Below are 19,987 nucleotides of genomic sequence, written 5' to 3' on the forward strand. Positions count from 1 at the left end.
CCATGCTGGACCATGGCACTGACAATCACCCCTGCTCGCGGCCGGGGGAACCCCTCACTCCGGACATTCATGCTCCGGACATGTCACATTCCGGGCGCGCCCAGCTTCCGCAGCCCCCCGTCCGTCAGCCGGTACACGGTCCACTCGTCCTGCGGCCGCGCGCCCAGTGATTCGTAGAAGGCGATCGTCGGGGCGTTCCAGTTCAGGACCGACCATTCGAGGCGCTCGTAGCCGCGGGACACGCAGATGCTGGCCAGTTCCGCCAGCAGGGCCTTGCCGTGGCCGCCGCCGCGGGCCTCGGGGCGTACGTACAGGTCTTCCAGGTAGATGCCGTGCACCCCGCGCCACGTCGAGAAGTTCAGGAACCAGACCGAGAAGCCCACCGCCTCGCCCGACTCGTCCTGCGCGATGTGCGCGAAGGCGGCCGGGTGCTCGCCGAACAGCGCCTCGCGGAGCTGGGCCTCGGTGGCGCGGGCCTCGTCGGGGCACTTCTCGTATGCGGCGAGCTCGCCGATCATCCGGTGGATCACGGGGACGTCGTCAAGGGTGGCGTTGCGAATCATGCCCGCAGGGTAGGCAGCCGTTCACGGGCCCGCCCGGCCGTTTCGCCCAGCGGACGACCCGGGCGGGGCGGCAGGGCGGGCAGGGAGCAGGGCGGGCGGAGCGGCGGGGCGGGCGGGGCGGCAGGGCGGGCAGGGAGCAGGGCGGGCGGAGCGGCGGGGCGGGGCGGGGCAGCGGCGGCGCCCGGCTCCACCGGAACACCCACCACCCGGATGTCGGTCCCGCCGCCCGCGCCGCCCCCGTGCGTGAATCGGGGGCATGAGGCCCCTTCCCCCCGGTGTGCGACGGCCGGTGCGTGCCGTGCTGCGCTACATCCGCAGTGCGCCCGGCACCTACCTCTGGCTTGCGGCGCTGTTCGTGACCACGATCGCCATGCACCACATGTCGCCGGAATTCGAGGCGGACTTCCTGCGGCAGCGTTCCACCAACATCCACGAGCTGTCGACCAACCCCCGCCGGGTCCTGATCGCGAGCGCGTTCTGGATCGACGGGGGCACCTGGATCTCGTACGCCGTGCTGTACAGCGTCTTCCACGCCCAGGCCGAGCGCTGGCTGGGCACCTGGCGCTGGCTGGTCGTCGCCTTCGGTACGCACGTGGCGGCCACCTTCATCAGCGAGGGCGCCCTGCTGTGGGCGGTCCGTCACGACTACGCGCCGGACACCGCCGTCAACACCCTTGACGTGGGCGTCAGTTACGCCCTCGCAGGAGTCGTGGCCGTCCTCACGTACCGCATCGCGCCGCCCTACCGGTACCTCTACCTCCTGGTCGTCCTCGTCCTCTACGGCGCCCCGCTGCTCAGCGGCCGCACCTTCACCGACCTCGGGCACTTCGCGTCCGTGCTCATCGGGCTCGCCTGCTATCCGCTGACCCTCGGGCAGGGCGGCGCGCCGTGGAACCCGGCCGACAGCGTGCGCGCGGCCGCCGGGTGGCTCAAGGAGCGGCGGGCCCGGCATGATCCACACGAGAGGCCCTAGTAGTGCTTTGTTAGGTGGTGTCGTAGGGCTGCCAGGTGGGTTGTCGGCAGGTGGGGCATGTGCCGGTCCAGGTGGCGATGATGTGTTGAAGGAGGTCCAGGGCCTGGTAGAGGGTCAGGCCCTGGCAGGGGCTTTTGGGCTGGTCCGCTGTTCGGTCAGGAACAGGTGGGCGGCGGTGACGAGGGTGACGTGGCGGTGCCAGCCGGTGAACGAGCGGCCTTCGAAGTGGTCCAGGCCCAGGGCGGTCTTCAGTTCCCGGTAGTCGTGCTCGATCCGCCAGCGGGCTTTCGCCAGGCGAACGAGGTCTTTGGCGGGCATGCCGGCGGGCAGGTTCGAGATCCAGTACTTCACCGGCTCGCTCTCGCCCCCGGGCCACTGGGCGATCAGCCAGACCAATGGGATCGTTCCGTCGTCGGCGGGCTTGGGGCGGCGCCCGGCGAGCCTCACCCGCAGGAACACGAAGTGTGAACTCATCGCTGCCTTCGAGCCCTTGCGCCAGGACACGGTCCGGCCGCTGTCGCGGCCCGCGGTCAGGGCGTGCTCGCGAAGGGAGCACGGGCTGGTGCGGTAGCGGGGCAGCGGCCGAGGTCCCAGACCGCCGTAGGCCGGCTGGTGGGGTGCGGCCTGTTCGCCATGGGCGGTCATCTCGCCCTTGGCCTGCAGGACGTAGGCCAGGCCGCGGTCTTCCAGGCCGCGGCGGAAGTCGGCGTTGGCGCCGTAGCCGGTGTCCGCGACCAGCACAGCGGGCCGCAGACCGGTGGCGGCGAGTTCGTCGAGCATGTCCAGGGCGAGCTGCCACTTGGGCCGGTGGTGTTCGGCCTCGGGTATCCGGCAGGCCCGCCGGCGTGCCGCGGCCTCGGGCCCGTCCCAGGGGGCGGGAAGGAACAGCCGCCAGGACAACGGACACGAGGCGGTATCGGACGCGGCATGAACGCTGACGCCGATCTGGCAGTTGCCGACCTTGCCCAGAGTGCCGGAGTACTGCCGGGCCACCCCGGGCGAACAACGGCCGTCCTTGGGGAAACCGGTGTCGTCCACCACCCACACCTGCGGCCGCACCGACGCCACCGCCCGCCATGCCAGCCGGGACTGCACGTCCTGGACCGCCCACGTCGAGGACGTCATGAACTGCTGCAACTGCTGGTGATCGACACCGAGGCGTTCCGCCATCGGCTGCATCGACTTCCTGCGGCCGTCCAGCAGCAGCCCCCGCAGGTACAAGGCACCCTTCTCGCGCTGATCCCGCCGCACCAAGGGCGCGAACACCTCGGACGCGAACTCCTCCAGCCGCATCCGTACCGCCGCAAGCTCCCCAGCCCTCATACAGCCAGCGAACTACCAGAGCCCCGACACGACAAGGACACCTAACAAAGCACTACTAGGCCGTGTCCGCGAAGTCCCGTCCGGCCGGCGGGGTCTGCCCTGCGGGCGGACCCGGCCGGCGGGGTCTGCCCTGCGGGCGGACCCGGCCTGCGGGGTCTGCCCTGCGGGCGGACGACGCCACTTCGAGGACGCTCCCTAGGAGATCCCCGCGTCGGCGAGCACCTTCGTGAACGCGGCCGCGTCGAACATCGCCCGCCCGTCCCCGGCCGGCTTCTTGCCGTCGACGAGGACGGTCGGGCTGTTGTTGACGCCCGAGTCCTCGAACGCCGACTCCGCCGCCTTCACGAAGTCCTTGTACGTGTTCTCGCGCACCGCCTTGTCGAAGGCGGCCCCCCGCAGACCCGGCACCCGGTCGGCGATCTTCAGGAGGTTGTCGGCGGTGAAGGCGTCGTCGGTCTCCTTCTCCGGCTGGCTGGCGAAGACGGCCGCGTGGAACTCGGGGAACTTGCCCCGCTCCACCGCGGCGCGCATCGCGTTGGCGGCCCGCTTCGAGCCGTCGCCACCGAAGTTGGCGTCGAGGAACGAGGCGATCGTGTAGCGGATCTTGACCTTGCCGTCGGCTGCGAGCCGGGCGACCGCGCTCGCGCCGCCGGCCTCGAAGTGCTTGCAGAACGGGCAGCGCGGGTCCTCGTACACCGTCACGGTGTGGGGCGCGTTCGGATCGCCCACGACGATTTCCGCACCCTCCGCCTTCGCCGGCAACTTGGCGAGCACGGCGGCGTCCGGTGAGGTCTTCACGACGAGCTCGGCCTGCGAGGACGTCCCGGAGCCGGACCCGGAGCCGGACCCCGACGAGCAGCCGGCCGCCGAGACACCGAGGGCCGTCGCCACCGCAAGCGCGACGGCGGCACGACGGAAACTGCGTACACGCATGGAGAGCCAGCCCTTCAACGAACACGGACGAAACAGACAACAGCAGGCATGAACACAGCTGGAACACGGACAGACACACGGGCGCAAACGCGGTGAAACCACCCGTCCCCCCGACACTAAACACCGAGCCGTGCCGCCCCCGCCGCCAAAGGTCCCGCCCCACGCCGCCATTGGTCCCACGGATTCCGCACCACGGCCGCCACCTGCGCATTCCATGGGTGGACAGGTCGCGGGGCCGGGTGTACGAACAGGGCCCATGAGCGCGATCAACGGCGGAATCTCCTTCTGGTACGCAACCGACGGCCTGCCCACACCCCGCGAGCCGCTGCCCGGCGACGCCTCCGCCGACGTGGTGATCGTCGGCGGCGGATACACCGGCCTGTGGACGGCGTACTACCTGAAGAAGGCGGCTCCCTCCCTCGACGTCGCCGTCCTCGAATCCCGCTTCTGCGGCTACGGCGCCTCCGGCCGCAACGGCGGCTGGCTCTACAACGGCATCGCGGGCCGCGACCGGTACGCCGAACTGCACGGCCGGGACAGCGCGGTACGCCTCCAGCACGCGATGAACGACACCGTGGACGAGGTGGTGCGGGTGGCGTCCGAGGAGTCCATCGACGCCGACGTCCACCAGGGCGGCGTGCTCGAAGTCGCCTACACACCAGCCCAGTTGACGCGCCTCAAGGCCTTCCACGCCGACGAAGTCGCCTTCGGCGAGAAGGACCGGCTGCTGCTCGGGGCGCGCGAGACGGCCGAGCGGATCCGGGTCGCGGGGGCGGTCGGCTCGACATGGACACCGCACGGCGCGCGCATCCACCCCGTGAAGCTGGTCAAGGGGCTCGCGACGGCGGTCGAGGCGCTGGGGGTGCGGGTGTACGAGTCGACGCCGGTCACCGAGATCCGCCCCGGGCACGCGGTCACCCCGTACGGAACCGTCCGCGCGCCCTATGTGCTCCGCTGCACCGAAGGGTTCACCGCCTCCCTCAAGGGACAGCGGCGGGCCTGGCTCCCCATGAACTCCTCGATGATCGCGACGGAGCCGCTGGGCCCCGAGGCGTGGGAGGCGATCGGCTGGGCGGGGCGCGAGACGCTCGGCGACATGGCGCACGCGTACATGTACGCGCAGCGCACCGCGGACGACCGCATCGCGCTCGGCGGGCGGGGCGTGCCGTACCGCTTCGGTTCGCGCACCGACAACGACGGCCGCACCCAGGCGGCCACGGTGTCGGCCCTGCGCGAGATCCTGGTGCGCTTCTTCCCGCAGCTGGCCGGGGTGCGCGTCAGCCACGCGTGGTCGGGGGTGCTCGGCGTGCCGCGCGACTGGTGCGCCTCGGTCACCCTCGACCGCGCGACGGGCCTCGGCTGGGCGGGCGGCTACGTCGGCTCGGGCGTGGCCACGGCGAACCTCGCGGCGCGGACGCTGCGGGACCTGGTGCGGCGGGACTCCGGCGAGGCGGGCGACACCGGTCTGACGACCCTGCCCTGGGTCAACCACAAGGTGCGGATGTGGGAGCCGGAGCCGTTGCGGTGGCTGGGGGTACGGGGAATGTACGCGGCGTACCGCGGGGCGGACCGGCGCGAACTCCTGCGACCCCGGGCCACGACGGACCGCGTCGCGCGGCTGGCGGATCGGGTGGCTGGGCGGGCCTGAGCCGGTGCCGGGTGCGGGCCCGCGCCGGGTGCCCTCAGGAGGGTGCCGGGTCGCTCGGGGGCTGGGTGCAGGACCGTGCCGGGTGCCCTCAAGGAGCCGGGTCGCTCGGGACCGGTGCGGGTCCGCCTGAGAGGGCCGGCTCGCTCGGCAGGGGTTCGCGCAGTTCCCCGCGCCCCTGAACCACCCGGTGCCGACCTGCGCGCACACCCTCAGCCTGTCATGGGGGTCCCCCCTGGCCCTTAAGGCCTTGGGGGAAATCGAGGACGGCGCCCTTCGGGCGCGAACGGGGTCTGGGGCGGAAGCCCCAGGATCCTTGACCTCAGCCCCTCTCTCGCCCCCGGAGGGTTTCGGGAAGGGGTGGGGTGGGGGTCACTCCCGGGGCCTGGGGCAGAGCCCCACCAACCCCGCCGCACTTCGTGTGACGACCGTGCTGGGTCACCCGCGCAGTTCCCCGCGCCCCTGAACCACCCGGTGCCGGCCTGCGCGCACATCCTCAGGGCACCCGGCGCCTCAGAGCCGACCCCCACGCCCCCTTGGGGCCCGGAGTCGCAGAGCCTCCGCCCTGGGCGGCACCGCACCGAGCGCGGCCGGGGCCGCTCAGGCCACCGTGACCCCGTACTCCCCCACCAACTCCCCCAGCCCACCCCGATATCCCTTCCCACCCGGCACGAAGTCCCAGTCACCCCCAGCTCGCCGCCGGAACGACCCGAGCACCAGCGCCGTCTCCCCGGCCCGCCCGTCCGCGACGGGAAGCCGGTCCAGCTCACGCCCCGCCGCGTCCCGCAGGCAGATCGCCGCGTCGGTGAACCCCGCCAGATCCTGGTCCGGGTTCGCCTCGGGGTCGACCGCGGCAACCAGCACCAGCCGGTCGGCCCCTTCGGGCAGGCCGTCGAAGACCACCCGTACCGCCGCCCGGTCGCCCCCGACCCCCGGCACCATGCGGACGGAACTCCCGGGATTCTCGGGGTTGTTGAAGAACACGAAGTGATCCTCGGCAAGAACCCGCGCACCCCGGCACACCAGCGCGCACACGTCGAGCGCGACCGCCCCGGCCCAGGTCATGCCGAGCACATTGAAGTCTTCGCCGCCCCCGGATTCGCCGCTCCCGGATCCGGCCCCCGCCGGCGCCGACCGCTGAGCGGGAACGCCACCCACACCCGGCCCACCGCCGGCATCCCCGGCACGCTCCCCCAACCGCCCCCGCAACCCGTGCTGATGCAGCAGCTCCACCAGCTCCGCCCCCGACACCAATGTCAGCGGCTTGCCCTCGGCGAACCCGTACGACCCGGGCCCGAAGCCCGAAGTCGTCACCAGCACACCCTTGTTGGCCCCGGCCCCCTGCACCGTCCCGTACAAGTCCCGCACCGCGGTCGGCGGCACCGTATTGCGGTAGCGCTTGACCTGGACGATGATCCGCCCCCCGCTGATGGGGTCCGGATCGAGCGCCTCGACATCCACCCCGCCGTCGTTGGAGCGCTGCGTGGTGAGCGCCTGCATCCCACGCGCCCGGAACAGCTCGGCGACGAGCCCCTCGAACTCGATGGGGTCCATGGTGAACAGATCGGGCTCCTCGCCGCCCCCGTGCGAGACGACCCCTGTGCCCACATCGGCGGGCCGCCGCCCGGGACGTACGGCCGCCCGCAGATCGGGCCGCGCCGACAGCTGACCGCGCAGCGCCTCCACGAGGCACTCGACCGCGCTGACCTGCCCGAGGTTGAGCGGCGCGTACGCCTCGCGCGTCACGCTCACCGCGGCGAGGAAGATCTCGGCACGCCGACCGGTGGCCGGATCGACGTCATCCACAAACCCATTGAGGACGACCGACTCGAGCACCCCGAACTCATCCGCCGCGAACAGATCACGCAGCACGAGCAGCACGCACTGCGCGAGCGCGTCCCGGTACAGGGCGCGCCGCTGCGTGACAGGCCGCGCGGCCTCCTTCTCCTGATCCGAACTGGCCACATACCGCACGGACTTGGCCTCCGGGACGACCTCGATCCCGGGCAGCTCCCAGTCGAGTACGAGCTGACGCGCACCCCGGTCGAAGGCGGCGGCCACCTGACGCGGGAACCCCTCCGGCCAAGCGCCCGAGGCGTACAGCGCGGCGGAGAAGTAGTCCACCGCCGCACCCGGCTCGCCGGCCCGCAGCGCGTCCACGAGCTGCGCGAGCCCGGCGTTGTGCCCCCGCACCTCGGCGAGCTGCTGCGCCGCCCACGCGTCGTACTGCGCCCGGTACTCCGTGAGCTGCCGCACCCGTTGGGCCTCGGCGGCCTGCGCGACGTGCCAGTCCTGTTGATACCTGGCCTGCGCCTCCTGCTGGGCCTGCGCCCGCCGCCCGGCGGTCCAGCCGCCCTGTGCCTGATACTGCGTGGGGTCGGGCATCACCACCGGCTGTGCGAGCGGGCCCGGCTCGAACGGCGCGACCCGCTCCGGCCGCATCAACGCCGCCACCCGGAACGGCGCGGCGCGGCACCCGTCCGCCAACAGGGCCCCTAGCGCGGCGACTTGCTGCTCCAGCTCCTCCGTACGCAGCCGGGCATCCGCCTCCCGCCCCTGCCGGTACGCCGCCTGCTGCTCCCGCTGCGCCCGCGCCCGGTCCCGCTCGTACGCCCGCTGCTGCCGCTGCTCCTGCACGACCGCCCGCTGCTGCGCCTCCCGCTGACGCTGCTGCTGCCGCTGCGCCTCGGCCCAGACCCCGACAAGACCATTGGAACGCCGGCTCATGCCTCGCCCGCCCCTCTCCCCAAACCCCGCACCCGCACCCGCGCCCCTAAGGCAAGTGTCCCGGGACCCGGCGCAGTGCCGGGACAACTCCTCTCGGCAGAGCCCCCACTCGGCCGGAGACACAAGGGCGATCATAGTGCTCTGGCCTGCGGAGCCATGGTTAGAAAACCGGCGCCACGGGTGCCTGGCGCATGCACCCGATGACCCACTCCTTGTCGGCCCCGCTTCGCGCCGCACGAGATACGCCGGCCACCTGTACACAGGAAGTCGCCGCGGACAGCAGTTGTGTTGCGAACTCCACTCTGCTCGCTCCCCCAAAAAACTTACCTCCAGACCTCAGGTTCCCGCAGCTCACAACCAGCGAGGCGCACCCCTTTCAGACATGGCTGGACTCACTACGCAAGGGAGACATCTCGGGCGGCAAGCCGGCCGAGCAGGCCTATCAAAGACGTATGGCAGGGTTTCCGGAATTCGAGGTGCCGATCCCGGCAGGAATCAGCCCGTCAAACACACTGATGGTGGACGGATTCCGCAATCTCGACGGGATGGCGATCGAAGCAAAGTACGTGAACAAGCCGGATCAGCGCTGCTATCGCTCGTTGGAGGATCTCCGCAAGAACCACGCGACAGGCGACAGGGACTTCCTCTACTGGAAGGATCGTCTGGAGCTCCGCAAATACGCGGGCGCGCTCAGCGACCCACGTAACCATGAGATACGCGGTGTCGAGACTGTCACCAACAATCAGGACGCCGTCCAGTACTGGCGCCTCATGATGGCGGCCTACGGCGTCAAAGGCCATGCCCGCTACGTCCCTTGACCAGACCCACCCCAGGAAGCACCACCATGGAGCCGGAACAGATCGCGGAACTACGCACCACCTTCGTCTTCACCCCACCACATGGGCAAAGCTGGGGCCTGACCTTCGAAGGGCTGGGAGCGCGGCTTCGTGAGCGGGACACGGACGCCTTCATCCGCATCGACGACGAAGGAGACGGCCCCGTACGTGGCGCATCGATGATCTTTGGGATCACTTTCGAGGACGAGACCCTGGAAGGCTTCGCCTCCCTGGATCCCGAGGGTGTCTCAGTCCTGGATTGCGACTGTCACTTCGCGTCTCGGGTTGCCCTGTGGCTCAGGAATCGAGTGGCACCGGCCGATGTCCCGGTCATGTTCAACACGACGTGGGGAATCGAGGAAGGCATCGGACACGCCCTTGTTCCCGAGGTAACCCGCCCTCGGATCGCAGCGGTCTTCGTCAGTCACATCAAGGAGACGGGGGATCTTGACTAGTGCTTTTCCAGGATGGGACGTACAGCTCCGGCCCTTCCGCTCCCTCCCTCCCCTTCGCCACGCGCGCGACAGCAGCTCCGTATTTGAACCACGCGCCTGACCCTCGGGGCGCTGATGGCTCGCGGTCAGCCGTGTCAACTCAAAGGATATGCGGCGCAGTTGGGGACGGTTGACCCCTTGCCCGCGCGCTGTCCGCAGCAAGCGTGCCGCGCCGTGAGTTCAACCAGGCGGAGAAACCTGCAACAGATCCCCGCGACGGCTCCTGGCTGATACATGGCCAGGCGGATCGTCGTCGCCGACAGGCTTCACTAGACACAGACCGTGGAACCCGAGAACGATCTCCGGGCGTGGCATCTCGTGGCTCTTGCCGACGCTGACCCACCTCACTGGCCGAGAGGCACGGCTTCGGCCGGCGCCCTCTGCTCTCGATCACTACCGCACAGGTCCGGGCATGGCGTACGGCGGGCCCTGGCAGAGCGCCAGGTGTGTCGCCGGCCTTCTTCGTGGCCGTGGTCCAGTCGCCCCCGAAGTTGCTGCGGCGGGGATGTGGAATCGCAGTGGAGTCTGGCATGTGTGTGGCACGGCCGTGATCACGACGAAGGGCCAGTTCGAGAGGTTCAAGCCTCCGAACTGGCCCTTCGCGTTGAGCCCCCTGTCGGGTTCGAACCGACGACCCCCGCTTTACAAGAGCGGTGCTCTGGCCAGCTGAGCTAAGGAGGCAACGGGTGAAGTGTAACCAACGCCCGGCCGGGCGGGGCCGGGAATTTCGTGGGCGGAGCTCGGGCCGTCGATCTCGTGGGGCCGGGCCAGGGCCGGGAAGCTCGCGGGGCAGACCCGGGACGGACGGGAAGCTCGCGGGGCCGGGAATTTGGTGGGTGGTGCGGGCGGAAAGTTCGCGGCACCGGGCTGCTGACAAGCGGAGCATCGGCAGGTAGCGTCCTGACCCAGTCCACCCAGGTGGACTACACCACTTCTCCCTCTACTCGGATCGTCCGGCACGTTCCTGCCGGTGAAGGGACACATCAGTCATGGCCACTGTCACGTTCGACAAGGCGACCCGGGTCTACCCGGGTTCCACCAAGCCCGCGGTCGACGGGCTCGAGATCGAGATCGAGGACGGCGAGTTCCTCGTACTCGTCGGCCCCTCCGGCTGCGGAAAGTCCACCTCCCTGCGCATGCTCGCGGGCCTGGAGGACGTCAACGGCGGAGCCATCCGCATCGGCGAGCGTGACGTCACGCACCTGCCGCCCAAGGACCGGGACATCGCGATGGTGTTCCAGAACTACGCGCTGTACCCGCACATGACCGTCGCCGACAACATGGGCTTCGCCCTGAAGATCGCCGGCGTGAACAAGGCGGAGATCCGGAAGAAGGTGGAGGAGGCGGCCAAGATCCTCGACCTGAGCGAGTACCTGGACCGCAAGCCCAAGGCGCTCTCCGGTGGTCAGCGCCAGCGCGTCGCGATGGGGCGCGCCATCGTGCGTGAGCCGCAGGTCTTCCTCATGGACGAGCCGCTCTCCAACCTCGACGCCAAGCTCCGCGTCTCGACCCGTACGCAGATCGCCTCGCTCCAGCGCCGGCTCGGCATCACCACCGTGTACGTCACGCACGACCAGGTCGAGGCCATGACGATGGGCGACCGCGTGGCCGTCCTCAAGGACGGTCTGCTCCAGCAGGTCGACTCGCCGCGCAACATGTACGACCGCCCGGCCAACCTGTTCGTCGCCGGGTTCATCGGCTCGCCCGCGATGAACCTCGTCGAGGTGCCGATCACCGACGGCGGCGTGAAGTTCGGCAACAGTGTGGTGCCGGTCAGCCGCGAGGCGCTGGCCACGGCCGCCGACCGCGGCGACCGCACGGTCACCGTCGGCGTGCGCCCCGAGCACTTCGACATCGTCGAGCAGGGCGGTGCCGTCGCGAAGTCCCTCACCAAGGAGTCCGCGGAGGCCCCGGCCGGCCTGGCCGTCACCGTCAATGTCGTCGAAGAGCTGGGCGCGGACGGCTATGTGTACGGTTCCGCCGAGGTCGGCGGCGAAGTGAAGGACCTCGTGGTCCGCGTGGACGGCCGCTCGGTACCGGAGAAGGGCACACAGCTCCACGTCGTCCCGCGTCCGGGTGAGACCCACGTGTTCTCCACCTCCACGGGCGAGCGCCTTACAGACTGATACCCGTACGCGCCTCCCACCAGGGGGTCTACGGTTGTGGCGGCCCCGCACTCGCGTGCGGGGCCGCAGTCGTCGGTCGGCCGGTTGTCGACAAATACCCCGGCACACCGGGCAATTCGAATCGCGTTCGTCAACACGCCATTCGAAAAGCGACGTCGAACCATCCCCCGACAGAGTGACTAAATGTCGCCAAATCATCACTCCCCGCTACGCTCACCTGCGTGACGCACACAGCCCGCCGAATCGGCCGAACCCTCGCCCTCGTCCTGCCCGTCGTCCTCGTGCTCTCCGGGACCCTCGCGGTCACCCGGGTCAACTGGGCGGGCAGCAACGGATCGCAGATCCTCACCGCCTCCTCCGAGAACGTCTCCGTACGCGCCAAGTCCCGTGCCCCGCAGGACGTCCTGCGCGACGCGCTCCTCACCGAGCTCCAGGAGAAGGACCCCGGCACCGCGCTGACCCACCTCCAGCGCGAGGTCGAGCACCGCCCCTCGCTCGCCCAGCACTGCATGTCGATCGCCCGCGCGCTCGGCAGGGCCGCCGTGGAGCACTACGGCCCGGTGAAGGCCCAGACGTTCTCCCGTCCCGTCTGCGACACCTCCTTCGCTTCCGGCGTGGCCCAGGAGCGGTGACGTCCCGCTGCGGGGACGCCTATCGTTCACCGCATGACAGCGAGCACCACTGCGACATTTCCGACCCAGGCCGTGGTCCTGGCGGGCGGCCAGGGCTCACGACTCCGCCCGTACACCGACGACCGCCCCAAGCCGATGGTCGAGATCCCGGGCACCGGGGTCCCGATCATCGGCCATCAGCTTGCCTGGCTGGCCGCCGAGGGCGTCACTGACGCCGTGATCTCCTGCGGCCACCTCGCCGACGTCCTGAAGGACTGGCTGGCGAAGGCCGATCTTCCGCTGCGCGTCACCACGGTCGTCGAGGACGAACCGCTGGGCCGCGGCGGCGGCCTCAAGTACGCGGCGGCGTCGCTGCCCCACCCCGACCGGCCCTGGTACGCCACCAACGGCGACATCTGGACGCGCTTCTCGCTCCGCGAGATGGCCTCCTTCCACGGCGAGCGCGACGCGACCGCCACCCTGGCCCTGGCCCGCCCTCGCATCCCGTGGGGCGCCGTCGAGACCGACGCGTTCGGCCACATCACCGACTTCATCGAGTCGCCGCCCTCGCCGTACCTCATCAACGCGGGCGTGTACGTCTTCTCCGCGGCCTTCACCGCGATGCTGCCCGATGTCGGCGACCACGAGCGGACCACGTTCCCGCGGCTCGCCCGCGAGCGCCGGCTCGCCGGGTTTCCGCTGCCGCACGGGGCGTACTGGCGGGCCATCGACACGGCGAAGGACCTCACGGAGGCGGCCAAGGAACTCGCTGCGCACCGGAGTTGAGTGCCCGCCCCCCCCGGCCGGCCGGGGCTCCGCCCCAGACCCCGTATCGCGCCTAAAGGGTGCTCGTCCTCAATCTCCCCCAAGGCCTTAAGGGCCAGGGGGACCCCCACGACGGGCTGAGGTGGCCTCGACCGAGCCCCGCCAGGGGCGCGGGGAACTGCGCGAGAAGCGAGCACGGCTCGCAGACGAACCGGGGTTTTTGGGGGCACGGGGAACTGCGCGGGACGCGGGCACGGTCCGCACACGAGCCGGGTTTTTTGGGGGCGCGGGGAACTGCGCGAGAAGCGGGCACGGTCCGCGCCCGAACCGGGGTTTTCAGGGGCGCGGGGAACTGCGCGAGACGCGGGCACGACCCGCACACGAAGGCGGGTTTAGGGGCGCGGGGAACTGCGCGAGACGCGGGCACGACCCGCACACGAAGGCGGGTTTAGGGGCGCGGGGAACTGCGCGAGACGCGGGCACGACCCGCACACGAAGGCGGGTTTAGGGGCGCGGGGAACTGCGCGAGACGCGGGCACGGGCCGCACCCGGAAGCGGGGTGGACGGTGGTGCGGTGAAGGGGGCCGGGATGTTCACCGGCCCCCTTCTTTCCGCTTCGGCCGCGCGCCCGGCGCTACCCCAGCAACCCCCCGATCGGGTTGCGGTTGCCGCGCCCTCCGCCGCTGCCCCCCGTCGACCCCGTACCGCCGGAGGAGCCCGTGCCGCCCGAGGACGTCGGGCCCGCGCTCGTGGACGGCGGGGCCTTGGGGGTGGTGCGGTGGTGGGACGGGGCCTGGCCGCCGGTGCCCGCGGAGTGGCTGGGCTGGCCGGTGGTGCCCGCCGTGACCGTCTGGTGCGCCTTCGGCTTCTTGGACGCCTTCGGGGACGGGCTGGCCGACGTCTTGGCCTTGGGAGAGGGCTTGACGGCCTTCGGGGGCGTACGGGGCGCCAGCGCCGGGCCCGTTTCGCTCGGCAGCGGGGTGCCGGGCAGGTAGTTGGTCGGGTCGTCGTCGGGGCCGGGCACGGTCACCACGGTGGTGGAGCGGACCGCGCCGCCGAGGATCGCGCCGGTCGTCAGGGTGAGGCCGACGACGACCGTCGTCATGACCAGGCCGCGGCGCAGCACCCGCCGCCGCAGCTCCCAGAGTTCGGAGCGCGGGCCGAGCTTGCGCCACGCCTCGCCGGCGAGGCGGGCGTCGAGCGAGTAGACCGGGGCGCCCGCGATGATCAGCGGCGACCAGGCGGCGAGGTAGATGATGTCGGGCGCGTCATAGGCGCGCACGGTCTGCCAGCTCACCGTCACGAGCAGGGCCGCCGACAGGAGCGCGCCGAACACGGCGGCGACCCGCTGCCACAGGCCGAGCATCGTCAGTACGCCGACGACGACTTGAAGGAAGGCCACCGTGAGCCCCGCGCCCACGGGGTGCGCGAGGGCGAAGTCGCGCAGGGGCTCGGCGAGCGCCCAAGGGTGCAGCGAATTCAGCCACTTGACCATCGAGCCGCGCTCGCCGCCGTCGAAGTACACGGGGTCGCACAGCTTGCCCATGCCGGCATAGACGGAGATGAAGCCGAGGAAGACGCGCAGCGGGAGCAGCACGACGCCGAGGTTCATCCGGCGGCCCGGGTAGTAGGCGTGCCGGACGGGGTCGGCGCCGCGCCGCTTGGCGGGCGAGCCGTCGTCCGGGTCGCCGTCGAGCTCGTCGAATTCCTCGAACTCGTCCTGCGCATAAGGCTGTTGACCGTACGGCGTGCGCATCTGCGGGAGCAGTGCGGTCTCCGGTCCCGCGCCGGGTCCGGGGACCAGCGGCGTCGGCATCGTGTCGTCGACGGAGACGCGCGGGATGGTCTGCGTCGCGCCGGTGTCGTAGCCTGCGCCGCCTCCGCCCACGGAGGTGGCGCGGACCGCCTGCAGGAGTCCGCTCGCCCCCGGCGCCGACTTCCCGCTCCACACCACGGGCGCCCTGCGGCGCACCGCGGTGCTCGAAATGATGGGCTTCGGCAGCGACTTGGGGGCAAGCTGCACCCTGAAACTCGCGTGGTTGACGATGACCTGCGCGGGGTCGCAGTCCACCTTGGCCATGCTCAGGGCAGGCTGGTCGTCGAACCCGGGCCGGGGCGTTCTGGTGTCCACACTCATCTAACCGAGTGACGGGTGTTTAGGACACTGCTTGACGGGTCCGAATCTGTCCGAGACCCGTCAAGATCACCCGGTTCAGGCGCGTCGGCGGGCCGCCTCGTACAGCACGATGCCCGCCGCCACACCGGCGTTGAGCGATTCGGCGCCGCCCGGCATCGAGATCCGCACGCGGTAGTCGCAGGTCTCGCCGACGAGCCGGCCAAGTCCCTTGCCCTCGCTGCCGATCACGATGACGACGGGCCCGGCGATCTGGTCGAGCTCCTCGACCGTGTGCTCACCGTCCGCGGCGAGACCGACGATCGTGAGGCCTTCCTTCTTGTACGCCTCCAGGGCGCGCGTCAGGTTGGTGACGCGCGAGACCGGCGTACGCGCCGCGGTGCCCGCCGACGACTTCCACGCGCCCGCCGTCATGCCGGCGGCACGCCGCTCGGGCACGACCACGCCGTGGCCGCCGAAGGCGGAGGTGGAGCGGACGATGGCACCCAGGTTGCGCGGGTCGGTCACGCCGTCGAGCGCGACGATCAGCGGGTCCTCGCCGTTGTCGTACGCGTGCGCGGTGAGGTCCTGCGGGTCCGCGTACTCGTACGGCGGGACCTGGAGGACGAGGCCCTGGTGGTTGAGGCCGTTGGTCATGCGGTCGAGCTCGACGCGCGGGGCCTCCATCAGGTGGATGTTGCCGCGCTCGCCGGCGAGCTGGAGCGCCTCGCGCACCCGCTCGTCGTTGTCGATGTACTGCTGCACGTAGAGCGTGGTCGCCGGCACGCCGTCGCGCAGCGCCTCGAAGACCGGGTTGCGGCCCACGACCATCTCGGACGTGCCCTTGGCGCCGCCGCGGCGGGGCGCGGGGCGGCGCGTCGCGGCCTGCTTGGCCTTGGCGGTCGCGATGCGGTTCTTCTTGTGCTTCTTGCGGTCCTCGGCCTTGGGAGTGGGGCCCTTGCCCTCCAGGCCACGGCGCCGCTGGCCACCGCTGCCGACCGTCGCGCCCTTCTTGTTGGACGTGCGGCGGTTCCTGCGCTGGCTGTTCCCGGCCATGACTACCTGTTTCTGTGGATCCGCGATCCACATGCACATGCAGATCGTGTACGTACGTATATGAAGTGTGCCGCCCGATCGCCCGAGCGGCACATCGCGCGTGGGCTCAGCGCGGGCCGAGGGTCCAGCGGGGGCCGCTGGGGCTGTCCTCGATGACCAGGCCGGACTGGGTGAGCTGATCGCGGATCGCGTCCGCGGTCGCCCAGTCCTTGCGCGTCCTGGCCGCCTCGCGCTGCTCCAGGACGAGGCGTACGAGCGTGTCGACGGCCCCGTGCAGGTCGTCGCCCCGGTCGCTCTCCTCGGCCCAGTGCGCGTCGAACGGGTCGAGACCGAGCACGCCGAGCATGGCGCGCACCTCCGCGAGGCGTTCGGTCGCCGCGTCCTTGTCGTCGGCGGCGAGCGCGCTGTTGCCCTGGCGGACGGTGGTGTGGACGATCGCGAGGGCCTGTGGCACGCCCAGGTCGTCGTCCATCGCCTCGGCGAACGCGAGCGGCACCTCGGCGGCGGGCTCGACGGCGCCCCCCACCTTCTCGACGACCCGCTGCATGAATCCCTCGATCCGCGCGAACGCGGACTCGGCCTCGCGCAGGGCGTCCTCGCTGTACTCGATCATCGAGCGGTAGTGCGGGGTGCCCAGGTAGTAGCGCAGCACGATCGGACGCCAGCGCTTGACCATCTCGGAGACGAGCACGCTGTTGCCGAGCGACTTCGACATCTTCTCGCCGGACATCGTCACCCAGGCGTTGTGCACCCAGTACGTCGCGAACGCGTCGCCGAAGGCCTGGGCCTGGGCGATCTCGTTCTCGTGGTGCGGGAAGATCAGGTCGATGCCGCCGCCGTGGATGTCGAAGGCGGTGCCCAGGTACTTGTGGGCCATCGCCGAGCACTCCAGGTGCCAGCCGGGGCGGCCGCGGCCCCACGGCGTCTCCCAGTCGGGCTCGCCCGGCTTGGACGCCTTCCACATCGCGAAGTCCCGCGGGTCGCGCTTGCCCGCGACGCCCTCGTCGGGCTGGCGCAGGTCGTCGACGTCCTGGTTGGAGAGCTGGAGGTACTCGGGGAAGGACCGCACGTCGAAGTAGACGCTGCCGTCCGCCTCGTAGGCGTGGCCACGCTCGATGAGGCCGCGCATCATCTCGATCATCTCGGTGATGTGGCCGGTGGCACGCGGCTCGTAGGTGGGCGGCAGGCAGCCGAGCGCGGTGTAGCCGTCGTTGAAGGCGCGCTCGTTGTCGTACCCGATCGACCACCAGGGGCGGTTCTGCTCCGCCGCCTTCTTGATGATCTTGTCGTCGATGTCGGTGACGTTGCGGATGAACGTGACGTCGTAGCCGCGGTAGTCGAACCAGCGGCGCATGATGTCGAAGTTGAGGCCCGACCGGATGTGGCCGATGTGCGGGGCCGCCTGGACGGTGGCGCCACACAGGTAGATCGAGACACAACCCTGCGTGAGCGGGACGAAGTCACGAATCTGCCGGGCGCTGGTGTCGTACAGGCGAATGGTCACCTCACCAGGGTAGTGGCCCGACAGGAGTGCCCCGCGACCCTTTCCGGGCCCCGGGGCACACAATTCGGCGACTGTTGGGCCTCGGAACCGCCGGACGATCTTCGTCCGCGTCCCGGACGATCACCCGTGGGGGTCACGGCCCGGAGCCGACGGGGGTCACGGGCTTCACGACACCGGGTGGACCGGACTCACGCCACCCGGTACACGAGCGCCGTGGCCACGGCCGCGAGACCCTCGGACCGGCCGGTCAGGCCGAGGCCGTCGGTGGTGGTGCCGGACACCGCCACCGGCGCCCCGGCCGCCGCCGACAGCGCCTTCTGCGCCTCGTCGCGCCGCTTGCCGATCTTCGGGCGTACGCCGATGACCTGCACCGCGATGTTGCCGATCTCGAAGCCCTCGGCGCGCACGATCCGCGCGGCCTCCGCGAGCAGCGCCACGCCCGACGCGCCGGACCACTCGGGGCGGTCGGTGCCGAAGTGCGCCCCGAGGTCGCCGACGCCGGCCGCCGAGAAGATCGCGTCGCAGGCGGCGTGGGCGGCGACATCGCCGTCGGAATGGCCGGCGAGGCCGAACTCCGTGTCCCCGGGGCCGTCCCACAGCAGCCCGGCGCACCACAGCTCGCGTCCGCGCTCGAAGGCGTGGACGTCGGTGCCGATCCCGACCAGCGGGATCACGGGAACGGGCGTGTCAGAAGCCATCGTTGGCCCTCCGTCGTGCGAGTACGGCCTCGGCGAGGACGAGGTCGAGCGGCCGGGTCACCTTGAACGCCTCTTCGTGCCCGGGGACCGCCACGACCGTCAGACCGAGCCGCTCGATCATGCTCGCGTCGTCGGTGACATCGCCGGTGACCGTCTCGTGGGCGCGTACGAGCGTGTCGTGGTCGAAGCCCTGGGGCGTCTGCACCGCGCGCAGCCGGGCCCGCTCGGGGGTGGCGACGACCGGCTCGGGAGAGCCGTCACCGCTCGGCTCGACCTCCTTCACGGTGTCGGCGAGCGGAAGCGCGGGCACCACGGCGGGCGCCCCGTCGCGTACCGCCTCGATCACCGCGTCGACGGTGTCGACCGGCACCAGCGGGCGGGCCGCGTCATGGACGAGGACGGCGTCGAAGCCGGGCGGCAGAGCGTCGAGGCCGAGCTTGACCGACTCCTGGCGGCTCGCGCCGCCGGGCACCACGAGGAAGTCCGTCCTCTCCGGCAGCGCGTGCTCGGTGAGGAGGTTCTTCACCTCGGTGGCGCCGTCGGGCGGGGCCACCACCACGACGAGCGAGACGCCGCGCGAGGCGGCCATCGCCCGGACGGCATGGACGAGCATGGGGGTACCGCTCAGCGTGCGGAGCGCCTTGGGGGCGCCCGGACCGAGCCGCACGCCGCGTCCGGCCGCTGGAACCACCGCGGCCGTGCGGAAAGGGCGCGATTCGTCTGACAAGGTTTGTGTCCTCAAACGACGTGGGTATGGCCTGGGAGTACCCCCTGCTTCCGGAGCGCTTTCGGAGCGGGGGAGTGCCGGGCGCTCCGCCCTGACCGGCCCTTCCGTGACGACTGGTCGGGCAGCCGTCCGGCCGCCGGGGCCCGGCGTCCGCGCGGTGCGGGTGCTCGGGCGCCGAGACAGGTGGTACGCGCGGCGGGGGAACGCGGGAAATGCAGTGCGGGCGCTTGGCAAGGGGATACGAACATGCCGCAGCGCCCGGCGACACAGCTAGGGACTCTGCTGGTCAGCGGGCACCGCGGCAAAGCCGGGTATTCCGGAGCGAGCCCCGGAACCAGGTCCGTCCGCCGGACAGACCTGACGGCGTCAGGACGCGAGAACCTCGTCGAGGAGGGCCTCGGCCTTGTCTTCGTTGGTGTTTTCCGCGAGGGCCAGCTCGCTCACCAGGATCTGGCGCGCCTTGGCGAGCATGCGCTTCTCGCCCGCGGACAGGCCGCGCTCGCGCTCGCGCCGCCACAGGTCACGCACCACTTCGGCGACCTTGATGACATCGCCGGAGGCGAGCTTCTCAAGGTTCGCCTTGTAACGACGGGACCAGTTCGTGGGCTCCTCCGCGTACGGCGCGCGCAGCACCTCGAAGACCCGGTCCAGCCCGTCCTGACCCACTACATCGCGAACGCCTACGAACTCCGCATTGTCCGCGGGCACGCGCACAGTCAAGTCGCCCTGGGCGACCTTGAGCACCAAGTAGGTCTTGTCCACGCCTTTGATCTGGCGAGTTTCGATAGCCTCGATCAGCGCGGCCCCGTGATGGGGATAGACCACGGTGTCGCCAACCTTGAACGTCATGTGACAGGTACCCCTTCCGTGGCTATCCAGGGTAACACGGATAC

Annotated in this window: 17 protein-coding genes and 1 tRNA gene; 7 read left to right on the forward strand and 11 right to left on the reverse strand. The window is 70.9% G+C overall.

What is annotated here, in order from left to right; translation table 11 throughout:
- Positions 1–83 precede the first annotated feature (83 nt).
- A complete protein-coding gene (locus OG432_RS14895) occupies positions 84–563 on the reverse strand; it encodes a GNAT family N-acetyltransferase (protein WP_328311422.1) in 480 nt (159 codons plus the stop codon).
- 256 nt (positions 564–819) lie between these two features.
- On the opposite strand from OG432_RS14895, the gene OG432_RS14900 reads away from it, so the two are divergent.
- On the forward strand, positions 820–1,536 hold the full coding sequence (locus OG432_RS14900; protein WP_328311423.1) for a rhomboid-like protein: 717 nt from the start codon (positions 820–822) through the stop codon (positions 1,534–1,536).
- A 114-nt stretch (positions 1,537–1,650) separates the two neighbouring features.
- On the opposite strand, the gene OG432_RS14905 is transcribed toward OG432_RS14900, so the two are convergent.
- Both OG432_RS14905 and OG432_RS14910 read right to left on the reverse strand, forming a co-directional pair.
- Positions 1,651–2,859, reverse strand: a complete 1,209-nt coding sequence (locus OG432_RS14905) for an IS701 family transposase (protein WP_328307487.1) — start codon at positions 2,857–2,859, stop codon at positions 1,651–1,653.
- A gap of 195 nt (positions 2,860–3,054) precedes the next feature.
- Positions 3,055–3,792: a DsbA family protein gene (locus tag OG432_RS14910; protein ID WP_328311424.1), complete on the reverse strand. Its 738-nt coding sequence runs from the start codon at positions 3,790–3,792 to the stop codon at positions 3,055–3,057.
- A gap of 256 nt (positions 3,793–4,048) precedes the next feature.
- On the opposite strand from OG432_RS14910, the gene OG432_RS14915 reads away from it, so the two are divergent.
- Positions 4,049–5,440: an NAD(P)/FAD-dependent oxidoreductase gene (locus tag OG432_RS14915; protein ID WP_328311425.1), complete on the forward strand. Its 1,392-nt coding sequence runs from the start codon at positions 4,049–4,051 to the stop codon at positions 5,438–5,440.
- Between the two features lie 597 nt (positions 5,441–6,037).
- Here the strand turns inward: OG432_RS14915 and OG432_RS14920 are convergent.
- Positions 6,038–8,164: a restriction endonuclease gene (locus OG432_RS14920; protein WP_328311426.1), complete on the reverse strand. Its 2,127-nt coding sequence runs from the start codon at positions 8,162–8,164 to the stop codon at positions 6,038–6,040.
- Between the two features lie 191 nt (positions 8,165–8,355).
- On the opposite strand from OG432_RS14920, the gene OG432_RS14925 reads away from it, so the two are divergent.
- Both OG432_RS14925 and OG432_RS14930 read left to right on the forward strand, forming a co-directional pair.
- Entirely contained in the window at positions 8,356–8,982 is a 627-nt protein-coding gene (locus OG432_RS14925; protein ID WP_328311427.1) for a restriction endonuclease fold toxin-2 domain-containing protein, read from the forward strand.
- A gap of 26 nt (positions 8,983–9,008) precedes the next feature.
- Positions 9,009–9,455 carry a hypothetical protein gene (locus tag OG432_RS14930; protein ID WP_328311428.1) on the forward strand — a complete coding sequence of 149 codons (447 nt, stop codon included), beginning with the start codon at positions 9,009–9,011 and terminating at the stop codon, positions 9,453–9,455.
- A 646-nt stretch (positions 9,456–10,101) separates the two neighbouring features.
- On the opposite strand, the gene OG432_RS14935 is transcribed toward OG432_RS14930, so the two are convergent.
- A tRNA-Thr gene (locus OG432_RS14935) sits at positions 10,102–10,175 on the reverse strand.
- A gap of 308 nt (positions 10,176–10,483) precedes the next feature.
- On the opposite strand from OG432_RS14935, the gene OG432_RS14940 reads away from it, so the two are divergent.
- The 3 genes from OG432_RS14940 to OG432_RS14950 all read left to right on the forward strand — a co-directional run bounded on the left by OG432_RS14940 (position 10,484) and on the right by OG432_RS14950 (position 13,017).
- Positions 10,484–11,620, forward strand: coding sequence for an ABC transporter ATP-binding protein (locus OG432_RS14940; RefSeq protein ID WP_328311429.1), 1,137 nt, complete (start codon positions 10,484–10,486; stop codon positions 11,618–11,620).
- Between the two features lie 221 nt (positions 11,621–11,841).
- A complete protein-coding gene (locus OG432_RS14945; protein ID WP_328311430.1) occupies positions 11,842–12,252 on the forward strand; it encodes a hypothetical protein in 411 nt (136 codons plus the stop codon).
- Positions 12,253–12,285: 33 nt separating this feature from the next.
- Entirely contained in the window at positions 12,286–13,017 is a 732-nt protein-coding gene (locus OG432_RS14950) for a nucleotidyltransferase family protein (RefSeq protein ID WP_328311431.1), read from the forward strand.
- A 613-nt stretch (positions 13,018–13,630) separates the two neighbouring features.
- Here OG432_RS14950 and OG432_RS14955 read toward each other — a convergent pair.
- The 6 genes from OG432_RS14955 to OG432_RS14980 form a co-directional block, all read right to left on the reverse strand.
- The gene (locus tag OG432_RS14955; protein ID WP_328311432.1) at positions 13,631–15,133 is read right to left on the reverse strand and encodes a DoxX family membrane protein; all 1,503 of its coding nucleotides are present in this window, start codon (positions 15,131–15,133) and stop codon (positions 13,631–13,633) included.
- Between the two features lie 75 nt (positions 15,134–15,208).
- Positions 15,209–16,165 (reverse strand): 23S rRNA (guanosine(2251)-2'-O)-methyltransferase RlmB, encoded by a 957-nt coding sequence (gene rlmB, locus OG432_RS14960; protein WP_328311433.1) that lies wholly within the window; start codon positions 16,163–16,165, stop codon positions 15,209–15,211.
- A gap of 106 nt (positions 16,166–16,271) precedes the next feature.
- Positions 16,272–17,669, reverse strand: a complete 1,398-nt coding sequence (gene cysS / locus OG432_RS14965; protein ID WP_328311434.1) for a cysteine--tRNA ligase — start codon at positions 17,667–17,669, stop codon at positions 16,272–16,274.
- Positions 17,670–17,857: 188 nt separating this feature from the next.
- Positions 17,858–18,367: a 2-C-methyl-D-erythritol 2,4-cyclodiphosphate synthase gene (gene ispF, locus OG432_RS14970; RefSeq protein WP_328311436.1), complete on the reverse strand. Its 510-nt coding sequence runs from the start codon at positions 18,365–18,367 to the stop codon at positions 17,858–17,860.
- On the reverse strand, positions 18,357–19,094 hold the full coding sequence (gene ispD / locus OG432_RS14975) for a 2-C-methyl-D-erythritol 4-phosphate cytidylyltransferase (RefSeq protein WP_328311437.1): 738 nt from the start codon (positions 19,092–19,094) through the stop codon (positions 18,357–18,359). The genes ispF and ispD overlap by 11 nt, the downstream gene beginning before the upstream one ends.
- Positions 19,095–19,460: 366 nt before the next feature.
- The gene (locus OG432_RS14980; protein ID WP_003953493.1) at positions 19,461–19,943 is read right to left on the reverse strand and encodes a CarD family transcriptional regulator; all 483 of its coding nucleotides are present in this window, start codon (positions 19,941–19,943) and stop codon (positions 19,461–19,463) included.
- Between the last annotated feature and the right edge of the window lie 44 nt (positions 19,944–19,987).

The organism is Streptomyces sp. NBC_00442, from assembly GCF_036014195.1.
Lineage (GTDB): Bacteria > Actinomycetota > Actinomycetes > Streptomycetales > Streptomycetaceae > Streptomyces.